The organism is Ideonella livida (genome assembly GCF_010499455.1).
In the GTDB taxonomy this organism is placed as follows: Bacteria; Pseudomonadota; Gammaproteobacteria; order Burkholderiales; family Burkholderiaceae_C; genus Ideonella; species Ideonella livida.
The window spans coordinates 36,678-55,129 of record NZ_JAAGOH010000004.1 but is presented as its reverse complement, the minus strand read 5'-3'; the positions used below and the strand labels follow the sequence as shown (position 1 = coordinate 55,129).

Annotated in this window: 16 protein-coding genes; 1 reads left to right on the top strand and 15 read right to left on the bottom strand. The window is 72.1% G+C overall.

Annotation, left to right across the window (positions count from 1 at the left end; genetic code table 11):
* The first annotated feature begins 29 nt into the window (after positions 1 to 29).
* Positions 30 to 950 carry a DMT family transporter gene (locus G3A44_RS04740; protein ID WP_163456366.1) on the top strand — a complete coding sequence of 307 codons (921 nt, stop codon included), beginning with the start codon at positions 30 to 32 and terminating at the stop codon, positions 948 to 950.
* Positions 951 to 998: 48 nt separating this feature from the next.
* On the opposite strand, the gene G3A44_RS04735 is transcribed toward G3A44_RS04740, so the two are convergent.
* The 15 genes from G3A44_RS04735 to cheB all read right to left on the bottom strand — a co-directional run bounded on the left by G3A44_RS04735 (position 999) and on the right by cheB (position 18,439).
* A complete protein-coding gene (locus tag G3A44_RS04735; RefSeq protein WP_163456365.1) occupies positions 999 to 3,788 on the bottom strand; it encodes a PAS domain-containing sensor histidine kinase in 2,790 nt (929 codons plus the stop codon).
* A gap of 129 nt (positions 3,789 to 3,917) precedes the next feature.
* Complete coding sequence (locus G3A44_RS04730; RefSeq protein ID WP_163456364.1) at positions 3,918 to 6,575, bottom strand: ATP-binding protein; 2,658 nt, start codon at positions 6,573 to 6,575, stop codon at positions 3,918 to 3,920.
* The gene (locus tag G3A44_RS04725) at positions 6,550 to 7,947 is read right to left on the bottom strand and encodes an AMP-binding protein (protein WP_163456363.1); all 1,398 of its coding nucleotides are present in this window, start codon (positions 7,945 to 7,947) and stop codon (positions 6,550 to 6,552) included. The genes G3A44_RS04730 and G3A44_RS04725 overlap by 26 nt, the downstream gene beginning before the upstream one ends.
* Positions 7,934 to 8,380, bottom strand: coding sequence for a nitrogen regulation protein NR(II) (locus tag G3A44_RS04720; RefSeq protein WP_163456362.1), 447 nt, complete (start codon positions 8,378 to 8,380; stop codon positions 7,934 to 7,936). The genes G3A44_RS04725 and G3A44_RS04720 overlap by 14 nt, the downstream gene beginning before the upstream one ends.
* A 27-nt stretch (positions 8,381 to 8,407) precedes the next feature.
* The gene (locus G3A44_RS04715; RefSeq protein ID WP_203561295.1) at positions 8,408 to 8,806 is read right to left on the bottom strand and encodes a phosphonate transporter; all 399 of its coding nucleotides are present in this window, start codon (positions 8,804 to 8,806) and stop codon (positions 8,408 to 8,410) included.
* A 177-nt stretch (positions 8,807 to 8,983) separates the two neighbouring features.
* Complete coding sequence (locus G3A44_RS04710) at positions 8,984 to 9,694, bottom strand: response regulator (RefSeq protein ID WP_163456361.1); 711 nt, start codon at positions 9,692 to 9,694, stop codon at positions 8,984 to 8,986.
* Between the two features lie 84 nt (positions 9,695 to 9,778).
* A complete protein-coding gene (locus G3A44_RS04705) occupies positions 9,779 to 10,561 on the bottom strand; it encodes a ParA family protein (protein WP_163456360.1) in 783 nt (260 codons plus the stop codon).
* Between the two features lie 12 nt (positions 10,562 to 10,573).
* Entirely contained in the window at positions 10,574 to 11,848 is a 1,275-nt protein-coding gene (locus G3A44_RS24040) for a methyl-accepting chemotaxis protein (RefSeq protein ID WP_163456359.1), read from the bottom strand.
* A 17-nt stretch (positions 11,849 to 11,865) separates the two neighbouring features.
* Positions 11,866 to 12,240: a response regulator gene (locus G3A44_RS04695; protein ID WP_163456358.1), complete on the bottom strand. Its 375-nt coding sequence runs from the start codon at positions 12,238 to 12,240 to the stop codon at positions 11,866 to 11,868.
* A gap of 51 nt (positions 12,241 to 12,291) precedes the next feature.
* A complete protein-coding gene (locus G3A44_RS04690; RefSeq protein WP_163456357.1) occupies positions 12,292 to 12,540 on the bottom strand; it encodes a hypothetical protein in 249 nt (82 codons plus the stop codon).
* Positions 12,540 to 15,407, bottom strand: a complete 2,868-nt coding sequence (locus G3A44_RS04685) for a chemotaxis protein CheA (protein WP_163456356.1) — start codon at positions 15,405 to 15,407, stop codon at positions 12,540 to 12,542. The genes G3A44_RS04690 and G3A44_RS04685 overlap by 1 nt, the downstream gene beginning before the upstream one ends.
* Positions 15,404 to 15,778: a response regulator gene (locus G3A44_RS04680; RefSeq protein ID WP_163456355.1), complete on the bottom strand. Its 375-nt coding sequence runs from the start codon at positions 15,776 to 15,778 to the stop codon at positions 15,404 to 15,406. Before G3A44_RS04680 ends, G3A44_RS04685 begins: the two co-directional genes overlap by 4 nt.
* 3 nt (positions 15,779 to 15,781) lie before the next feature.
* Positions 15,782 to 16,618: a CheR family methyltransferase gene (locus G3A44_RS04675; RefSeq protein WP_163456354.1), complete on the bottom strand. Its 837-nt coding sequence runs from the start codon at positions 16,616 to 16,618 to the stop codon at positions 15,782 to 15,784.
* An 8-nt stretch (positions 16,619 to 16,626) separates the two neighbouring features.
* Positions 16,627 to 17,256, bottom strand: a complete 630-nt coding sequence (locus G3A44_RS04670; RefSeq protein WP_163456353.1) for a HEAT repeat domain-containing protein — start codon at positions 17,254 to 17,256, stop codon at positions 16,627 to 16,629.
* A gap of 52 nt (positions 17,257 to 17,308) precedes the next feature.
* Positions 17,309 to 18,439 (bottom strand): chemotaxis-specific protein-glutamate methyltransferase CheB, encoded by a 1,131-nt coding sequence (gene cheB, locus G3A44_RS04665; protein ID WP_163456352.1) that lies wholly within the window; start codon positions 18,437 to 18,439, stop codon positions 17,309 to 17,311.
* Positions 18,440 to 18,452: the final 13 nt, after the last annotated feature.

Sequence of the window (18,452 nt, the reverse complement as noted above, 5' to 3'; positions counted from 1 at the left end):
CGCTCCCTGACCCCCTGATCCCGTTGCTGATGTCCGCTCCCTCCCTGAACGTGCCCTGGGGCGCTTACGGTTTTCTCGTCGCCAGCATGGCCCTGGTGGGCAGCTATGTGGGCCTGTCCAAGCTGTTGCTGGCGGTGCTGCCGGTCTTCCTGCTGGCCTGGCTGCGCTTTGGCCTGGCCGCCGTGGCGATGGCCGGCTGGTTGCGGCGCCCGGCGGGTGAAGCGCCACTGAGCCGGCGCGACCGCATGCTGCTGTTCTGGGAGAGCTTCCTGGGCAACTTCCTGTTCTCCATCTGCATGCTCTACGGCGTGCAGCTCACCTCGGCCGTGGCCGCCGGGGTGGTGATGGCGGGCATCCCGGCGGCGGTGGCCCTGCTCTCGCGCTGGTGGTTGGGTGAGCGCATCCGCCCGGCGGTGGCCGCCGGCATTGCCTGCGCCGTGCTGGGCGTGGCCTTGCTGGCGATGGTGCGCCATGGCGGCGCGGCGCCGGCGGGCGGCGCCGCGCCGCTCTCGCCCTGGGGCGTGGCGCTGCTGATTGGGGCGGTGTTCTGCGAGGCCAGCTATGTGGTCATCGGCAAGCAGCTCACCGGCCAGGTCTCGCCGCGGCGCATCAGCGCCCTGATCAACCTGTGGGGCCTGGCCCTGGTCACGCCGCTGGGCCTGTGGCAGGCCTGGCGCTTTGACTTTGCCGCCGTGCCCTCCGCCACCTGGGGCCTGCTGGTGTTCTACGCCCTGGCCGCCAGCATGGTGACGGTGTGGCTGTGGATGAAGGGATTGCGGCAGGTCCCGGCGCCGCAGGCGGGGGTGTTCACCGTCTTCCTGCCGCTGGCAGCCACCGCCGTGGGCGTGCTGGTGTTGGGCGAGCCCTTTGGGGTCGGACAGGCTGCGGCACTGGGCCTGGCGGTGCTGGGCCTGCTGCTGGCCACCTGGCCCCAGCGCCTCCCCCGCTGACCCCCGGCACCGTGCAGCGCCCGGCCCCGGCCCGGGCAGGCGCCGCGCTCAGGCCGGCAGCCCCATCTCCCGGGCGGCCGCGGCCGCCGGCGCGGGCACAGGCGCGACCAGACCGGCGGGCAGCACGGGCGGACCGCTGTCCCGGCTGCCACCGGCCGAAGGCGGTGTCACCCCCGGCAGCCAAACCCGCACCCGCGTGCCCTGCCCGGGCTGGGAGTCCACCAGCAGGTGACCGCCATGGGCTTGCACCACCAGGCGCACGATGCTCAGGCCCAGGCCGAAGCCCGGATGGGCGCCCGAGGTGTCGGCACGCCAGAAGCGGTCGAAGGCCTGGGCCACCTCCGCCTCGGACATGCCGATGCCGCCGTCCTCCACACTCAACCAGGCCCCAGCGCCCCCGTCCGCCGCAACCAGGCGCAGGTGTACCGGCGGGCCGCTCTCGCCCTGTCCCGCGGCGGGTGAGAAGGCGTAGGCATTGGCCAGCAGGTGGCGCAGCATCAGGCCCAACTTGCGCGCGTGCAGCTGGCAGGTCAGCGGCCCCTGCGCCGGCGCCTCCAGCACCGGGGCGGCACGGCCCGCCGGCGGCCGCCAGGTCTTGAGGAAGGCCCGTACGGCGGCCGCCAGGTCGGCGGGCTGGCAGGCCAGCCCGGTACGGCCCACCGTCTCTAGCTCCACCAAGTCCAGCATATTGGCCATCAGCACCGACAAGGCCTGGGCCTGGGCATGGACATGCCTGAGCATCTCCTCGCGCTGCACCGGCTCGAGGTTGGGCCTGGCCCGCAGCAGCTGCGCATAGCCCAGGATGCTGGTCAGCGGCGTACGAACCTCATGCGCCACGTTGGCGATGAACTGGGTCTTGCTGCGGTCCAGCCGCACCGCCTCGGTCACGTCCTCCACCAGCAGAATGCTGCGCAGCGTGTCGTCCTGCACCGCATGGCGGTGCCAACTCAGCAGGCGCTCGCCCTGGGGCGTCTGCCAGCTCAGGCGCATGGCGCCGCAGGCCGCCTCGTCCTGCAGGGAGGCGGCCATGCAGTGCCGCAGCGCCTCGGCCTGGTCCGGACAATGGCGGGCGCACCAATCGGCCAGGTCGTCCAGGTCCATGCCCACCAGGGCCTGCTCTTCCAGACCGATCAGGCAGCACAGCGCCTCATTGACCACCGCCACCCGGCCTTGGGTGTCGATCGCCAAGTAGCCCACGGGAGTACTCTGCAGCAGCAGCCGCAGCTGGGCCGACTGTTGGCGGTAGCCGTCCACGGCCTCCTCCAGCAGCAGCAGGCTCTGGTCCAGTTCGGCGGTGGTGCGGGCCACCGCCTCCTCCAGGGTCTGGCGCCGTCCGCCCACCCGGAAGGCGCCCCACTGCATGCCCAGGGCCAAGGCCAAGCCCAAAAGCCAGGCCGCCAGGGGCCAGCCGCTGCTGTTGCCGCGCCACCTCACCGGATCGGCCGTGATGCGCAGCACCAGCGCAGAAGCCCCCAGGCGGTGCCGGCTCAGGTGCTCGGGCGCCGACGCGGAGGACGCCGGCGGCACCACCGCGCCCGCCCGGGCAGCCGCACCAGGGACCTCCACCTGCAGCTGCAGGCCCACGCCCTGCAGTGGCAGGGGCACGCCTTGGCCGGCCTGTCCAGCGCCGCGCCACCAGGTGGCACGTGCGTCGTCCAGCAGGCGGTCCAACTCCAGCCGCCCCTCCAGATGAGCCGACAAGCCCACACGGTGCTGCAGCCAGACCCCGGCGGCCAGCGCCACCACGGTGGTGGTGGGGCTGTCGGCCGCGGGCGTGGCCACACCCGCCAGGCCCGGCGGCGCCGTGGCCGCATGCCAGGCCACCGCCTGCAGGGCTGGCTGTTGCAGGGCCAGGGCGGCCAGCCCCGCCTGCAGGTTGTCGGGGTTCAGCCGGGCCAGGTCCAGCTCCACGCTGCGCAGGCGCAGATCCAGCGCCTGCGCCGCCTGCAGCGCCTGGTGGTGAAAGAGGTTGTCCAGGCGCTGCCGCTCCAGGTGTTGCACGGCCAGCGCCCCAACCACCGCTGCGCCCATGCCCGCCAGGGCCCACGCCAGCAGCATGGTCGTGCGCCGGTCCCTCCAGGCCTTGGGCCGGGTGGCCCGCAGCAGCAGGGGCAGCAGCAGGGCCCCCACGGCCAGGTCGCCCAAGGCCCAGGAAAGCTGTAGGCCCGCGCCCATGGCCCAGGCACCCTCTGCCCGCCAGGCCCCCAGGACGGTGCGCAGCAGCGTCGCCACCAGCGCGCCGGCCAGGGCCATGCCCAGCAGACTGAGGAGGGTGCGCCAGCCGGGGGCCGTCAAGTCGCGTGGGGGGCGCCGCCGCAGCAGCGCCGCCACCACACCGGCCTGGCACAGGGCGGCCAGCACCGCCAGGTCCAGGGGTAAGCCCCCCAGGGCCGGCCAAGCCCCCACCTCCAAGCCCAAGGCCACCATACCGGCCCCCAGGGCCACGCCGGCGGCGTGGCTGCGGGCCAGGGCCCACCCGCGGGTGTGGGCCAGGGCCACCACCGACAGTGCGGCGGCGGCCAGCGGGCTGACCGGCTGACCCGGCCAATGCGGCACCAGGGCCGGCCACCACAGCCCCGCCAGGCTCAGCAAGGCGCCCAGGGCCAGGGCCAACAGGTGGGCCAGCCGGGCCGGCGGAGCCGGGGGGGCCTCGGCCCCGTCGGCCAGGCGATGGTCGGTATCCGACCCGTGGGCCGTGTCGGTGCCGTCGGCGGGGGTGGACAGCCATAGCGCCACCGGCACGGCCGGTTCAACCGGTTCAACCGGTTCAGCCGGTTCGAGCTGTTTCGGTGGCAGCGGGGGCTCCGGGCCGCCGGGGCGGGGGGACTCGGCGCTCATCACCGGACACTCCCCGGGCATGACAAGCGGCTGGCGCGTGGAACGCGGGCATGGGGCGCACACATGGACGGAAACACCTCTTTGCAGGCGAGGCGGAAACGCAAAGGCGTCGGCACCGGGCGCATGGGCTCAGCGGCCGGCCCCGGCAGAACGGTGACGGGCGGCGGGCAGTGCCGCCGGGAGGGCCGCGGTGGGCACCTCGGCCAGCGGGGGCGGGCCCGCATCCTGCAACAGCAGGGTGAAGGTGGAGCCTTGGCCCAGCGCGCTCTGCACCTCCACCTGGCCCCCCATGCGCTCCACCAGCTCCTTGACGATGACCAGGCCCAGGCCGGTGCCGGGCACAGGCCCGTCGGGCTGGGCGCGGAAGAAGCGGGTGAACAACTGGCCGAGGTGCTCGCTGGACAGGCCCACGCCCTGGTCGGTCACGCTCAGGGCCCACCAGTCGCGCCCCTGGCGCTGGCAGCGCTTCAGGCGCAGCTGCAGCGGGGCGCGGGCCGGCGAGTACTTGCAGGCGTTGGACAGCAGGTTGATCAGCACCTGCTCCAGCTTGGCCGCGTGCCCGCAGACCATCACCGGCGCCTCGCCGAGCTGCCAATCCACCGGACGCGGCTCGGTGGGCAGCACCACCACGCGCAAGGCCCGGCGCACCACCTCATGCAGGGCCACGGGCCCCAGCTCAAAGGCGGTAGGGCCCTGGGCCTCCAGCTTGCTGAGGTCCAGCAAGTCGGTCAGCAGGGCGTTCAGGCGCAGGGCCTGGCGCCGCACCGTCTCCAGCATCTCCCGGGTGTCCTCGGGCCCGTGCTGACGCATCAGCAGCAACTCGGTGAAGCCACGGATGCTGCCCATGGGTGCCCGCAGCTCGTGGGCGGCGGTGGCCAGGAACTGGGTCTTCATGCGCCGCAGGTCGGTCTCGGCGGTGACGTCGCTCAGGAAGATCAGCCGCAGCCCCTCGTCGTCGGGCCGGTCCGCCGCCGCCAGCTGCACCATGCGGGCGCTGCCTCGGCCCGGACCGCCCCCCAGGGGCCAGACCTGGCACTGCCCGGGCTCGGGCCAACTCACGGCCTGCCCCGGGCCCACCCGCTCGCGCAGCGCCTGCTCGAACTGCGCCAGGCTCTGACCCGCCAGGGCTTCACCGTCCAAACCCGTCAGGCGCGCGACGGCAGGGGTCTGCAGCAACAGGCGCCCGGCCCCGTCGGCGGCCACGATGCCGAGCGGACTGTGGCGAAACAGGCCCTCCAGCTCGGCCACGCGCCGCGCGGCGGCCTCCTGCGACTGCACCTGCTCGGAGACGTCGGTCTGCAGGCCGAAAAAGTGGGTCACCAGGCCGCTGACCGGATCGCAAATGGGCGAGAGCTCCACCTGGTTCCAAAACCGGCTGCCGTCCTTGCGGTAGTTGGCCATGCGCACCGACACCGCACGGCCGCTGTCCAGGGCCTCGCGCATGTCCCTGCGGCCGGCCTGCTGCGCCTCGTCGCCCTGCAGAAAGCTGCAGCTGCGGCCCAGCACCTCGTCGGCGCCGTAGCCGGTCAGGTGGGAGAAGCCGGCGTTGGCATACACCGTCGGGTAGCCCGGCCGCGTGGCATCGGCAATGATGACCCCAGCCCGGATGTGGTCCAGGGCCCGGGTCTGGATGGCCTGGATACGCTGGGCCAATACCCGCTCGGTGGCGTCCACCAGGGTGCCAGCGCAGCGGTCGCCCAGGGTCTCGTCGCGCCAGAGCCGCAGCTCCAGCCAGCGCAGGGGCGAGCCGGCCACCGGCTCGAAGGGCCAGTCCATGCGCAGGGCGCGCTGCTGGCCCTGCAGCACGGGCAGCAGGTGCTCGGCGCAGTTGGCGCGGGCGGTGGCGGGGCAGAAGTCGGTCAGGGCACGGCCCATGGCCATGGCCGCCGGCAGGCCGCTCAGGGTCTCCCAGGCGCCACCCAGGTGCCGCAGACGGCCCTCGGCGTCAAGCTCCAGCACCGCCTCCCGGTCGGCCTCCAGTGGGCGTGACACACGGGCCCGTGCCGGCGTGGCGCCGGCCAGGCTCTGCCAGCGCAGCAGGGCGCAGGCGCGCTGCTGGCCTGCGGCCTCACTGGCCGGGGTGATGGACAGCACCCAGGGCGCCGACTGGTCCATCAGCGGGCGATCGGCCAGCAGCAGGCTCACCGGCTCGGCGCTGGCGCAGCCAGCCAGCAGGGCCAGGGTATCAAACGCCCCCATGCCGGCCTCCAGCCAGTTCCAGGCCTCCAGCCGTTCGCCGCTGCGCACCCCCAGCCAGCGCTGCAGCGGCGCATCCATGAACTCCAGGTGGCAGCGCCCGCGCATGACGTCCACCGCCAACACCCCGCTGGCCTGGGCCCCCGGGGCATCGGAGAGCTCACGCGGCGCCTGAGAATGCGGATCCAGGCGCGCCAACAGCGCCCCGGCCACCGGCCGGGCCCGCAGCACCAGCCATTCCCCCAGCGGCGTGTCTACCCATGCGCTGAGCCATTCCACCCACGTGTCCAGTCCGGCGCCACCGGGATCGGGCAGCAGCAACCGCTCCAGGGGCTGACGGGCGGTGATGCCCAGCCAGCGGTCCATGGCGCCCTCGCCCGCGGCCCCCTGCCAGCGCTTGAGGGCCTGGCGCAGGCCGTCTCGGTCGGCCAGCTGCGCGGCAGAGCGGCCCAGCCAGCGCAGGCTGCCCGCGTTGCACCACAGCAGCTCGCCGCTGCGCGCGCACAGGGCCAGCTTGGGCCACGGGGCCGATTCGGACTCCTGGCGCAGGCGTTCCAGCACCCGGTCATCCAGCAAGGTCAGCGGACTCATCACCCTCCCCTTCCAAGATGCGCGGCACCGTGGCCTGCGGCGTGACGTCTGCGGGCGGCAGCGGCCAGTCGCAGGCCTTGCCCATGGCATTGACCGGCAAAGCCGGTCCGGTCTGGATGTGCACCGGCCGCGCAGCGGGCGGCAGGCCCTGGCGCGCCCAGGCCAGCAGGGCGGCCACCAGTTCGGCCTCCTGCGCAGCCGCCCGAACTTCGGGGGCGGGCACCACAAAGGCCTTGAGCCGGGCCTGTGCCCCCTCGCCCCAGGGCCGTACCACCGCCTGGGCCACCCCCGGGCGTGCCGCCAGGGCGGCGGCCACCGTGGCCGGGCTCACATTGACCCCGCCCACCTGCACCACCTGGTCGCGCCGCCCCACGGGCTGGAAGCGGCGCTCGCCCTGCCACTGCAGGCGGTCGGGCCCTTCCACGGCCTGGTGGCTGCCCTGTCGCAGAAAGCGCGGCACCCGCCCTGCACAGGCATCGTCCTGCCCCTCTTGGCTCCCTTCAGGCACCCGCTCCCAGTAGGGCAGCAGGGTGTAGTCGGCAGCGGGCCAGCGGCGCACCCCCAGCCCGGCGGTCTCGCTGCTGCCATAGATCTCCAGAAAGGCCTGCAGCCCCCCTGCCCCACCCAGGGCCGCGGCCAGCGCCGGCGGGCACGGGGCCGTGCTGCATAGGCCGGACACCTGCGCCGGCCAGTCGCCCGGGCTGCGCAGCAGCAGGCCCCACAGCGCCGGCACCGCCACCACCACGTCGCCCGGGCGCAGTCCCAGGGCGGCCTTGGCCGGCGGGCGGCGCCAGGCGTCCACCACCGGCAGGGGCTGGCCGTCGGCACGCTGCCAGGCCAGCGGCCACAGCACGCTGAACAAGAAGCCATAAATGTGGTGCGCCGGCACCAGGCTGACCACGCGCTGCGGCCGCGGCAGGCCCTGGTCACGCCACAACAGCACCCAGTGGGCCACCTCCTGCCACAACGCGGCCAGGCGGTGCCGGCAGCCCCGCGCCGGGCCGGTGCTGCCGGAGGTGCGGAACACCACCGCCTCATGCCGGCTGGCCAGGCCGTGCGCCAGGGCCTGGCAGGCGGCCGCCAGGGTGGGCTCGGCCCACAGGCGCTCCAGCGCCGGCCCATCCTCCAGCTCGGCCCATTCGGCCAGGGCGGTCAACAGCTGCATGCGCTCCAGGGAGTCGGCGCCCAGGTCGTGGCGCCAATCCAGCGCCGGGTGCCAACCCCCGGCAGGATCGTCCTGACCCGTGGCAAACCAGCCGCCGGGGCGCAGCTGCTGCATCTCTGCGCGCAGCAGGTGGCTGACCAGACGCGCCAGCACCTCCGGTTCGTCCCACCAGGGTGGCAGGGCGGGATGGACGTCAGGCGTCGCCATCGGTCGGCCGGCCCTCCAGCCGGAGTTGGGCGCTCTGGTCGGTGAACACCGCCATCAGGGCGTCGGGGTCGGCAGACAGGCGCATGAGGGTGAGCCCCAGCGCCAGGGGATGGGCGCCGTCCTGCCCGGTGGGGGGCAGCACCACCCGCAGGTTGTCGCACACCACCCCCACCGGGCGGCGGAAGGCCTGCACACGCGCGGGCAGGTCCGGGCACAGCGGCGCCAGGATCTCAAAGAGGTTGAGGTGCCCCTCGGTGCCGCACCACGGGCCCAGCCAGCGGGCGGCCACCGGGTTCATCATTAGCACCTGACCGCTCAGGCGGGTGCGCAGCAGCGCCACCGGCGCCAGGTGCACGAACTGCTCAAGCGCGCGCACCTCCAGCCGCAACTCCTCGGCCTCGGCACATGAAGGCGGATCGGCGGGAAGGGTCATGCCGGGCTCCAGCCGTAGCGTCGGGACTCAGACCAGGCCGCTGACCTGGCGCTGCACCAGGACAAAGCGCAGCGGCAGGGCGGGATCGGACAGCAGGCGCAGGCGCACCCGCGTGGGCCGCATGGCAAAGGTCAGCACATAAGGCACCACCGCATCCAGGGGCTGGGACTGCTCCATCGCCAGCTCAAAGCGCAGGGCGACGATGTAGTTGTTGAGGCAGGGCGCCAGCTCCACGAAGACCTGCTGGCCCATCACCTCAGAGACCGGGAACTTGGCGGCCTGGCTCTCGTGGCGGTTGTAGCGCACCACCAGCTGCTCGGCGTCAAAGCCGATGACGCCGAACGGCAGTTCGTCCAGGGCTTCGGCGGGCAGGTCGTTGAGCAACTGACAGAGCTGCTCGCTGTCAAAGTGCGGGCTGGAAGACACGGTCCTCTCCTTGGCTGACGGCCAGCTGGGACCCGCCCGCGGCGGCTTGGCCCAGCCCCGTGGGGCACGTGGTTCGGGACCCTGGGCACACCCCGTGTGCCGGCCCCGCCACCGATCTGCCTGCATGTTTCGTCCCGCCGGCCGCGGAGTTGAGGCCGCTGGCGATGGTGCCCGGACTTATTTGGCGCCGGCGCGCTGTCGGCGGGCCCAGGCGCCATCGAGCAGGCCCAGCAGGCGCTCCAGCGCCACCGGCTTGGTGAAGTGGCTCACGCCCGCAGGCAAGCCCCCCCGGGCAGCGATCTCGTCACCCGAGAGACCGGAGAGCACCAGCACCTCGATGCCCACCCACTCGGGCTGGGCCACCAGGGTGCGCAGCAGGTGGAAGCCGTCAAAAGGCTGCATCACCAGGTCGGTCACCAGCAGGTCGGGCCGCTCGCGCTCCAGCAGGATGAGGGCTTGTGAGGCGTCTGCCGCGACGATCAGGCGGTGCCCGGCATGGTGGGCCGCCAAGGCATGGCGAAACCAAAGCACCTGGTCGGGGTCGTCCTCGGCCAGGAGCACACGCAGGCCCTGCACAGCGGCCCCCGGTGTGGCGGCGGCGGCCGCCGCCGCACGGGACATCAGCGGTGGCGCCGGCGGCGCGGGCACGGTATCCCAGGCCGAGGCCGGGACCGGTGCCGCGTCGGCCTCAGGCGGTGCCGGCGCGCCCTGGCGCCGCGCCTGCGCCAAGCGCTCCACCGCGGCGCGGTCGATGCGCCGGTGGCCCCCGGGCGTGATCCAGGCGGTCAGCTCGCCGCGGCCCACCAGCTTCTGCACCGAACTGACCGACAGGCCCAGACGCCGTGCGGCCTGCTGGGTGGTGAGCACGTCAGGAACGTTGTCGGTCATGGGCGCACAGAAAAGTGGATTGCCGCGATTTTCACACTTTGAAGCGTGGCGGCGCCCCGACACCCTGGCCATGCCCGCCGGGGCTCATACCCAGCGCTCGCGCAGTGCCTGCAGGGCCTGACCGAAGTCGGCCGTGGCCCGGGCGCCGGGCGCATGCAGGCGCACCGGCTTGCCCGCGCCAAAGGCCTCGGCCACCCGGATGTCGTTGCGGATGCCCGGCAGCAGACGCTGGGGACCGAACTGCCGCCCCAGGTCGGCCAGCACCTGGCGGTGCACGCCGATGCGGCCGTCCAGCATCACCGGCAGAAAGCCCAGCAGGCGCAACTGTGGGTTCAGGCCCTGGCTGGAGACGCGGAACATCAGCCGCGCCAACTGCTTGACCCCCTCGGCCGAGAGGTGGTGCGGCATGAGTGGCACCACCACCCGCTCGGCGGCGCACAGGGCGTTGAGCAGCAGCAGGTCCAAGGAGGGCGGGGTGTCCAGCAGGATGACCTCGTAGGCCTCGGCCAGGCCCTCCTCACGCAGGGCACGGGCCAGGGTGCGCTCATCGGGCCGGGCCTGCCCATGCTCGAACAGCGGGTCGGCGGGCACCAGGTCCAGGCCGGGCACTGGCGTGGGCACGATGGCCGGGCGCAGCGCATGCCGGCCGGCCAAGAATCCGTGCACGGTGGGCGCGCCCCGCGCCGGCTGCACCCCCAGGCCCACCGCGCAGTGGCCCTGGCTGTCCAGGTCCACCAACAGCACCCGGGCGCGCGGGCCATCGGGCCGTGGTGGCAGGGCGGCCGCCCATTCGGCGGCCAGGTTGACGGCGCAGCTGGTCTTGCCGCTGCCGCCCTTGCGGTTGGTGATGGCGAGCACTCGACCCATGGACAGACGTGCTCAGAACAGCTCAATGGCCGGGCGCTCCGCCGCCTGCGGGGCGGCCGCGGCCGGCAGGGCCGCGCCGGACTTGCCCTTGACCGCCGCGTGGTGGGTCTGGCGCTGCGCGTCCATCACGTAACGCTGGGTCTGCTGGGCCAACACCTCGGAGATGGCCAGCCGCGGCAGCGCCCCATGCTCGCCGGGCTCGCGCAGGTCAGCCGCCGCCCCTTGCAGATGGTGGTCCAGGTGCTGCATGGCCTCCTGCACCTGCTGCACCCGCTGGCGCAGCACGTCCTGGAACTGGATCAGCCCCAGGGCCTCGGACAGGCCGGCGCGGATGGTGTTGTTGCCCCGGTCGATGCCCTGGTCGCCCTGCAGACGCTCCGAGGCCTCGGCAAAGCGGTGGCGCATGGCCTCGATGTCGCGCAGCACGTCGTGCATGTTGCGGGAGCTGCCATCGCGCACCCCGGTGCGCATGACCTTGTCCACCTCGGCGTCGATGCCCTGGGTGACCGCGTTGATCTTGGCCGTGATCTCGCGGGCCGCCTCGGCGGTCTGCTGGGCCAGGCGGCGCACCTCGCCGGCCACCACCGCAAAGCCGCGGCCGCTCTCGCCGGCGCGCGCGGCCTCGATGGCGGCGTTGATGGCCAGGATGTTGGTGTGGCGGGCCACCTCGGCCACCACGTCCACCATGGGCGCCAGGTCGCGCACCTCCTGCAGGCGCTGCACACGCTCGGCATGACCGGCGAGTTCCTCCTCCTGCCGCTGGACGAACATCTCCAGGATGGCCGAGAGCTGGCGGTCCACCAGCAGCTTCTCGCGGATGACCTCCGAGAGGTCGTGCGCGTTGCGGGTGGCAGCGTCAATGCGCTCGACCTGCTGTTCGGCCGCGGCGTGCACCTGGTCCAGGCAGTCCACCACGGCCAGCACGTCCTTCTCGCATTGCGCCACCGCGCCGTCGAGCTGCCGGGTCATGACGGTGACGTAGGGGCTGGCCTCGCCCAGCCGTTCGGCCAGGGTCTGCAGGTGGGCGCGCTGCCCGCCCCGCGGGCCGGCGGCCCGCACGATCAAGGCGGTGAGCCCCAGGCCGGCCCCGCCCACCGTCATCAGCCACAGCCAGCGCCACAGGCTGCCGGCCTCGGCCGCGGGCCACAGGGCCGGCCAGAAAGCGACCCCGGTGGCCATGACCGTGACGGACAAGGCGGGCACGCCCCAGCGACGCAGGGCACGGGGCCGGCGCGGGCGGTCCGGAGAGAAGGAGCGTTCCACTTCAGGGCGGTGCGCGGGGTTCATGGGCCTTCCTATGACCGTCAGGCGCCCGGCAGGACCTGCTTGATGACGCGGATCAGGTCGGTGCCCTTGATGGGCTTGACCAGCCAGCCGGTGGCCCCCAGGCGCTTGCCTTCGTCGCGCTTGGCGCCGTCGCCCTCGGTGGTCAGCGTCAGGATGGGGGTGAACCGGAAGCCCGGCAGCAACTTGACCGCCTTGATGAGGGCCAGACCGTCCATGCGCGGCATGTTGATGTCGGTGATGATCAGGTCCGGTTTGGCACCGCCGCGCAGGGTCCCGATGGCCTCCTCGCCGTCACCGGCGGTGAGCACCGCAAAGCCGCTCATCTCCAGGTTGGACTTCAGGCTCTTGGTCATGGTCAGAGAGTCATCCACCACCAGAATGGTCTTGGGCACTTTGGCTTCCCTTGCGTTGTGGGCGTTCAGTTGGCGAAATCAGTCACGGGCTCAAGCCGCCTGCCGGTCACGCAGCACGGTGCGCAGCCAGGCCGTCAGCTCGGCGTCGGCCGGCCAGGCGGTCACGCGCAGGTCGGCGGCCATCAGGACCTGCAGCACGGCGGTGTGCAGGTGCTGGCAGCCCGCCAGGTCCACCCGGGCCTCGGGCCGCTCCTGCACCCAGCCCAGCAGGCCCTCGGCCTCCTCGACGGTGACGTTGTCGGTCAGCACGGCCAGGTTCTTGCGGTATTCGATGGGCATCACACCATCTCCTTGACGTTGAGCACCATGAGCACCGAGCCATCCCCCATGAGGGCCGAGCCGGCATACGCGCTCAGGCCACCCAGCACCCCGGCCAGTGGCTTGAGGATGATGTCGGCGGTCTCGCGGAAGTTGTCCACCAGCAGGCCGACGGTCTCGTCGCCTACGCGCACCACCAGCACCGCGTACTCCTCGCTGTCGTTGGTCAGGGGCGGCGCGGCCAGGCCCAGCAGCTGGTTGAGCGGCTTGAGCGGCACGATGCGCCCCCGCAGCGTGGCCACCAGGCTCTGTTTGATCCGCCGCACCGCGGCGGCGGGCACGCGCACGGTCTCAACCACCGTGTCCATGGGCACGCCAAAGACCTGACCGTCGGCTTCGATGGTCATGACGTTGGTCACGGCCATGGACAGCGGCAGCGACAGCCGAATGCGAGTGCCCTGCCCCTTGACGCTCTCCAGGCTGACGTTGCCATGCACCCGCTCCACGGCGGTGCGCACCACGTCCATGCCCACGCCCCGCCCCGACAGGTCCGACACCACATCGGCCGTGGAGAAACCCGGCGCAAAGATCAGGTGGATGGCCTCCTGGTCGCTCATGCGCTCCATGGCGGCCTCGTCGATCAACCCCTTCTCCCAGGCCTTGCGCTTGATGACCACCGGGTCCATGCCCTTGCCGTCGTCGTGAATTTCGATGACGACGCGATCGCTCTCCTGGCGGGCACTGATGCGCAGCGTGCCCACCGCCGGCTTGCCGGCGGCCTGGCGCACCTCGGGGGTCTCGATGCCGTGGTCCAGGCTGTTGCGCACGATGTGCACCAGCGGGTCGCCCAGGCTCTCGATGATGTTCTTGTCGGCCGCCGTCTCCTGGCCGTCGAGCACCAGGTTGACCTCCTTGCCCAGGCGGCGCGAGGTATCGCGCACCAGGCGCGGAAAGCGCTGGAAGATGAAGGACACCGGCATCATGCGCACCTGCATGATGGCGTCCTGCATCTCCTCGGAGATGCGGTTGATGACGGCGTACTGGGCCTTGATCTCACGGGCCAGCTCGCGCACGCCGAACTGCTGCTCCGCCCGGCTGGCCAGGTAGGGAATGGCGTTCTTGGCCACCACCATCTCGCCGATGAGGTTCATCAGCCGGTCGATCTTGGCCTGGTCAACCTTGAGGCTGCTGCGGGTGGCCCCGGCGTCCTCGCCGCGGCGCGGGCTGCGGCCTTCAGCCTCCGTGGCCTCAGCCTGGGCGTCGGCAGAGGCCGCCGGCGGGCTGGGGGGCTGCGGCGGTGGGGGCGGAGCCGGCCGCGGTGGCGCCTCCAGCACCACCACGTCCTCGTCGTCTTCCAGGTAGTCGTCGCTCGGGCCTGACAGGCCCCCGACCGGGCTCGGGGCCGGCGTTGGGGCCGGTCGCACCGCGGCCACCGGGGCCGGGGCGATCACCTCGGTGACCGGGGACACTGGGGCGACAGTGGCCTCGGCCAGCACCGGCGCCGGGTCCGCCACCTGCAGCAGCCGGGTCAGGGGCCGGCCTTCGGGAAACACCGCCTCCAGCCAGGCCGCCAGGGGCTGCGCGCTGCCCTGCCCCCGCGCCTGCTCGGCCACAGCCTGCATGGCCGGCACCTGGGCCTCGCGGCCGGTCTGGCGCAGGCAACCGGCCAGCACCCGCGCGGCAGCAGCCAGGCGGCCGGAGAGCCACTGCGCGTCGTCCGGCAGGGCCAGCACCTCACGCTGGGTTTCCACCAGATTGACCAGGGCCTGCATCGCAGGCGATTCGGGGTTCTCCAGCGGCACCTCGCGCGGACCGGGCGCATCGCCATCTGCCCGTTCGGCGCGGTCCATGGCCCCCAGGATGTCCGGCGGCTGCAGGTCGGCCAGAGACGCCACCAGGGCCCGCAGCGCCGGCCGGGGCACGGCCTCCATCTGCAGCAGCGTGCGCATCCAGCGCAGGGCCGAGGCGAACCACAGGGCCGGGCTGCTGAGGTCCAGCAGGGCGTCCACCGCCCGGCCCAGGGCGGACAGGTCGTCCGCCTCCAGCCAGCCCTGCGCGTCCTGCATGAAGTCTTCGTAGACCGGGCCGCCGTTGGGGTCGCCTTCCGGCCGCACCAGGCACCAGGGCGAGAAGGCCTCCAGCCGCCGCTGGTCGGGCACATAGCGGTAATGTTCGGACAGGGCCTGGGGATCGGCGGCGGTGATGGCCTCTAGGTCGAGCTGGCAGTCGAAAGGGTCCAGCGTCGCCAGCGGGGCCCAGGGGCCACGGGGCCGGATCTGGCGCCAGAGCAGGCCCGGCGTCTGCAGGGCCCGGTACAGCGGGTCATCGCCCTGGAAGAAGCACTGCGGGTCCGGCCGGTAGAGCAGCCAGTGCAGCAAGCGGCCACCGGATTGGCGCACCAGGTCCTGGCGCACCGCCTCGGGCAGCGCCCACAGTTGTGCCACGGAAAGCGCGGGCAGCGCAGGGGCTGCGGCTTCCTCCGCCGGCTGGCCGGCTTCGGCGTCCTCCCCCTTGAGGGCCCGCAGCGCCTGGGCCAGGCGCACCGCCTCGTCGGCGTGGGCATGGGCGTCCTGCCGGCCGGCCTCGATGGCGTCGCAGAGCATGCCCACGAAGTCCATCGCGTCCAGCAGCCGGTCGGCCAGCTCGCGGGAGTAGGACAGGCGCCCGTGGCGCACCGCGTCCATCAGGTCTTCACCGGCGTGCAGCACCCGGGTCATCTCCGGGAACTCGAACAGGCCGCTGTTGCCCTTGAGGGTATGCACCAGCCGGAACAGCTGGGTCATCAGCTCGGTGTCGTCCGGCGCCTGCTCCAGCGCCATGAGCTTGTCACCGATGCCCTCCAGCGCCTCGCGCGCCTCGGACAGGAACTGTTCGAGCAGCTCGTTCATGCTTCTTCCTCGCCGCCCAGCAGCAGGGCGATGGGCGCCACCAGTTGCTCGGGCCGGGTGGGCTTGATGAGGTAGAGGTTGGCACCGGCGGCATAGGCGCGCTTGCGGTCGCTGGCGGTGGCCTCGGTGGAGACCATGATGGCCGGGACCTGCGGACGGTTGCTGTGGCGCAGCTCCCGCAGGAAACCGTAGCCGTCCAGCTTGGGCATGTTGACGTCCACGATGTAGAGGTCGAAGTCCTGGGCCAATGCCTTTTCCAGGGCCTCCACGCCGTTGATGGCCTCGACCACCTCATAGCCTGCGTCCTGCAGGATGGTGCGGTGGTACAGGCGCACCGTGGCGGCATCGTCAATGATGAGAATGCGTTTCATGGCTTACTCGGTGGGCTTCTGGTAGACGATGGCTTCGGGGAACTTGCGCACCTTGTAGAGCGATGAGATGCGGCTCATCGACTCCGAGTGGCCCAGCAGGATGAAGCCGCCGGGCTTGAGCGCGTCATAGAAGGTCTCCGCCGCGGCCTTGCGCGAGACATCGTCAAAGTAGATGAGCAGGTTGCGGCAGAACACCACGTCAAAACCCCGGTAGGGCCGGGTGTCGGCCCGGTCCGAGAGGTTGACGCGGGTGAACTCCACCGCGCTGCGCAGGTCGTCGCAGATCTGCCAGCCCTGGCCGGTGCGCCGGAAGTAGCGGCTCATGTAGGGCTTGGGCACCTGGGCCACCGAGCGGTCGGAAAACAGCCCCGCGCGGGCCTGGTTGAGGATGTCGGTGTCGATGTCCGAGGCGATCAGCTCCACATCGTGCTCATGGATGCCGGCCCACTGCTCCAGCAGCGTCATGGCAATGGAGTACGGCTCCTCGCCCGAGGACGAGGGCAGGATCCAGATGCGGATCGGGGTGCCCGGCTTCTTGCGCGCCACCACCTCCGGCATGATCGAGTTCACCAGGCACTTGAACTGGTAGTCCTCGCGGAAGAAGTAGGTCTCGTTGACCGTCATCAGGTTGGTCAGGATCTGCAGCTCCTGCCCCGACGCCTGAAAGCGCAGCATGGTGAAGTAGGTGCGGAACAGCGTGTTGCCGGTGGCGGCCATGCGCTCGAGCAGCCGCTTGTCCACGAAGTAGCGTTTGGACGGGTCGAACTGGATCCCCGTCTTGCGGTAGAAGAACTCCCGGAACTTCTGGAAGTCTTCGTCGGTGATGGTGGGTTCAACCATGGTGGCGTTCAGCCTTCCTGGATGCGCTTGATGGCCAGGTCGGCCGCAAACTGGATGTAGGGTTCGCCCACGAAACGGGTTCGCAGAGCCTGCAGCGCGTCCAGCGCCCGCTCGGAACCCACCTCGCCCAGCAGGTCCACCGCGGTGGCGCAGACGTTGACGTGGTCGTCGTGCTCGATCACCTCCAGCAGCCAGGTCTCCACACTGGGGTGCCGCAGCGACTCCAGGATGTTGACCGCAAAGATGCGCATGTCGCTGTCCTCGTCCAGCAGCAGGCCGCGCATGATGGGCGAGACCGCATCGGGCAGCTGTTTCATGGCCTCGATGGCTTCGTTGCGCAGCGCGGCGTCGTCGCTGCGCATGCAGGCCACCAGGCCGTGCACCGCCACCGGGTCGCCCAACTCGATCAGGCTGGTGAGGATGACCTCACGCACCGATTCGTCGGGCTCCTCGGCCAGCCGGTCCACCAGGGCCTGGGCGCTGCCCGGGCAGTCGGCCAGGTCGCGGGCGGCCCAGCGGCGCACCTCAGCCTGCGGGTCGGCCAGGCGCTGGGCCAGGTCCGCCGGGTCGCGCCCATGTTGGCGGGTGTCGGCCTCGCGCGCGGCGCCGGCCTGGGGTTGTCCTTTGATGAGCGCCATGTCGTTCCAGCTTGGGTTGTCAGGTTGATGCCGCCGGCCCCACGGGCCAGCCTCAGCGGCCGGCCCAGGCCTTGACCTGGGCCGCCACTTTGTCCAGGGGCAGCACCAGGGAGGCGCCACCACGTTCCACCAGCTCCCCGGGCATGCCCCAGACCACGGCCGACTCCTCGGATTCAGCGATGGTCTTGCCGCCCCGGCGCTTGATCTCGGTAAAGCCGTCGGCCCCGTCGTTGCCCATGCCCGTCAGCATGACCGCGTGCAGCTCGCCGGGGGTGCAGACCTCCAGGGCGCTGCGGGCCAGCAGCTCCACCGACGGGTGCCAGAGGTGCTGCGGGTTCTCCGGACGGGGCAGCACGGTGAGCGCGCCCACACGGCGGCTCAGCACCATGTCGGCGCCGCCCTTGCCGATGTAGATGTGTCCCGGCTCCACCGCCATGGGCTTGTGGGCCTCCACCACGGTCAGCGGACACAGGCCATCCAGCCGGGCGGCAAAGGGGCCGGTAAAGGTGGCCGGCATGTGCTGGGCCACCAACACCGGCCAGGGAAAGGTGGCGGGCAGCTCCGGCAGCAGGGTCTCCAGCGCCCGCGGGCCGCCGGTGGACACACCGATCAGCAGCAACCCGGGCCGACCGGCGACCGCCCGGGCGCTGGCAGCGGCCTCGCGCTCGGCACGCAAGCGCTGGGCCAGTCCCGCCGCGCTGCCCGTCCCGCGTGGCGCGGGGGCCGCCGGCACCCGGGGCGCAGAGACCGTGGTGGCGCGGGCCCCACCCGACGGGCCTACGCGACCCATGCGCATGCGGGACGCTGCCCGCACCTTGCCCACCAGCTCGTCCTTGACCTGGTCCAGCGACAGCGAGATGGTGCCGCCGGGCTTGGCCACATAGTCCACCGCCCCCAGGTTGAGGGCCTCAAAGGTGGCCAGGGCACCCTTCTCGGTCAGCGAGCTGACCATGATCACCGCCACCGGCCGCTCGGCCATGATGTGCGAGAGCGCGGTCAGCCCGTCCATCTCGGGCATGTTGATGTCCAGCGTCACCACATCGGGCTGGAAGTCGCGGTTCTCGGCCACGGCTTCCTGCCCGTTGCGGGCTTGGCGGATCTCGAACCCGCCCACCGACTGGAACAGCAGGCTGAGCTGGCGCCGCATCAGCGCCGAGTCGTCCACGATGAGCAGCTTGATCATGGGCCGCGTCTCC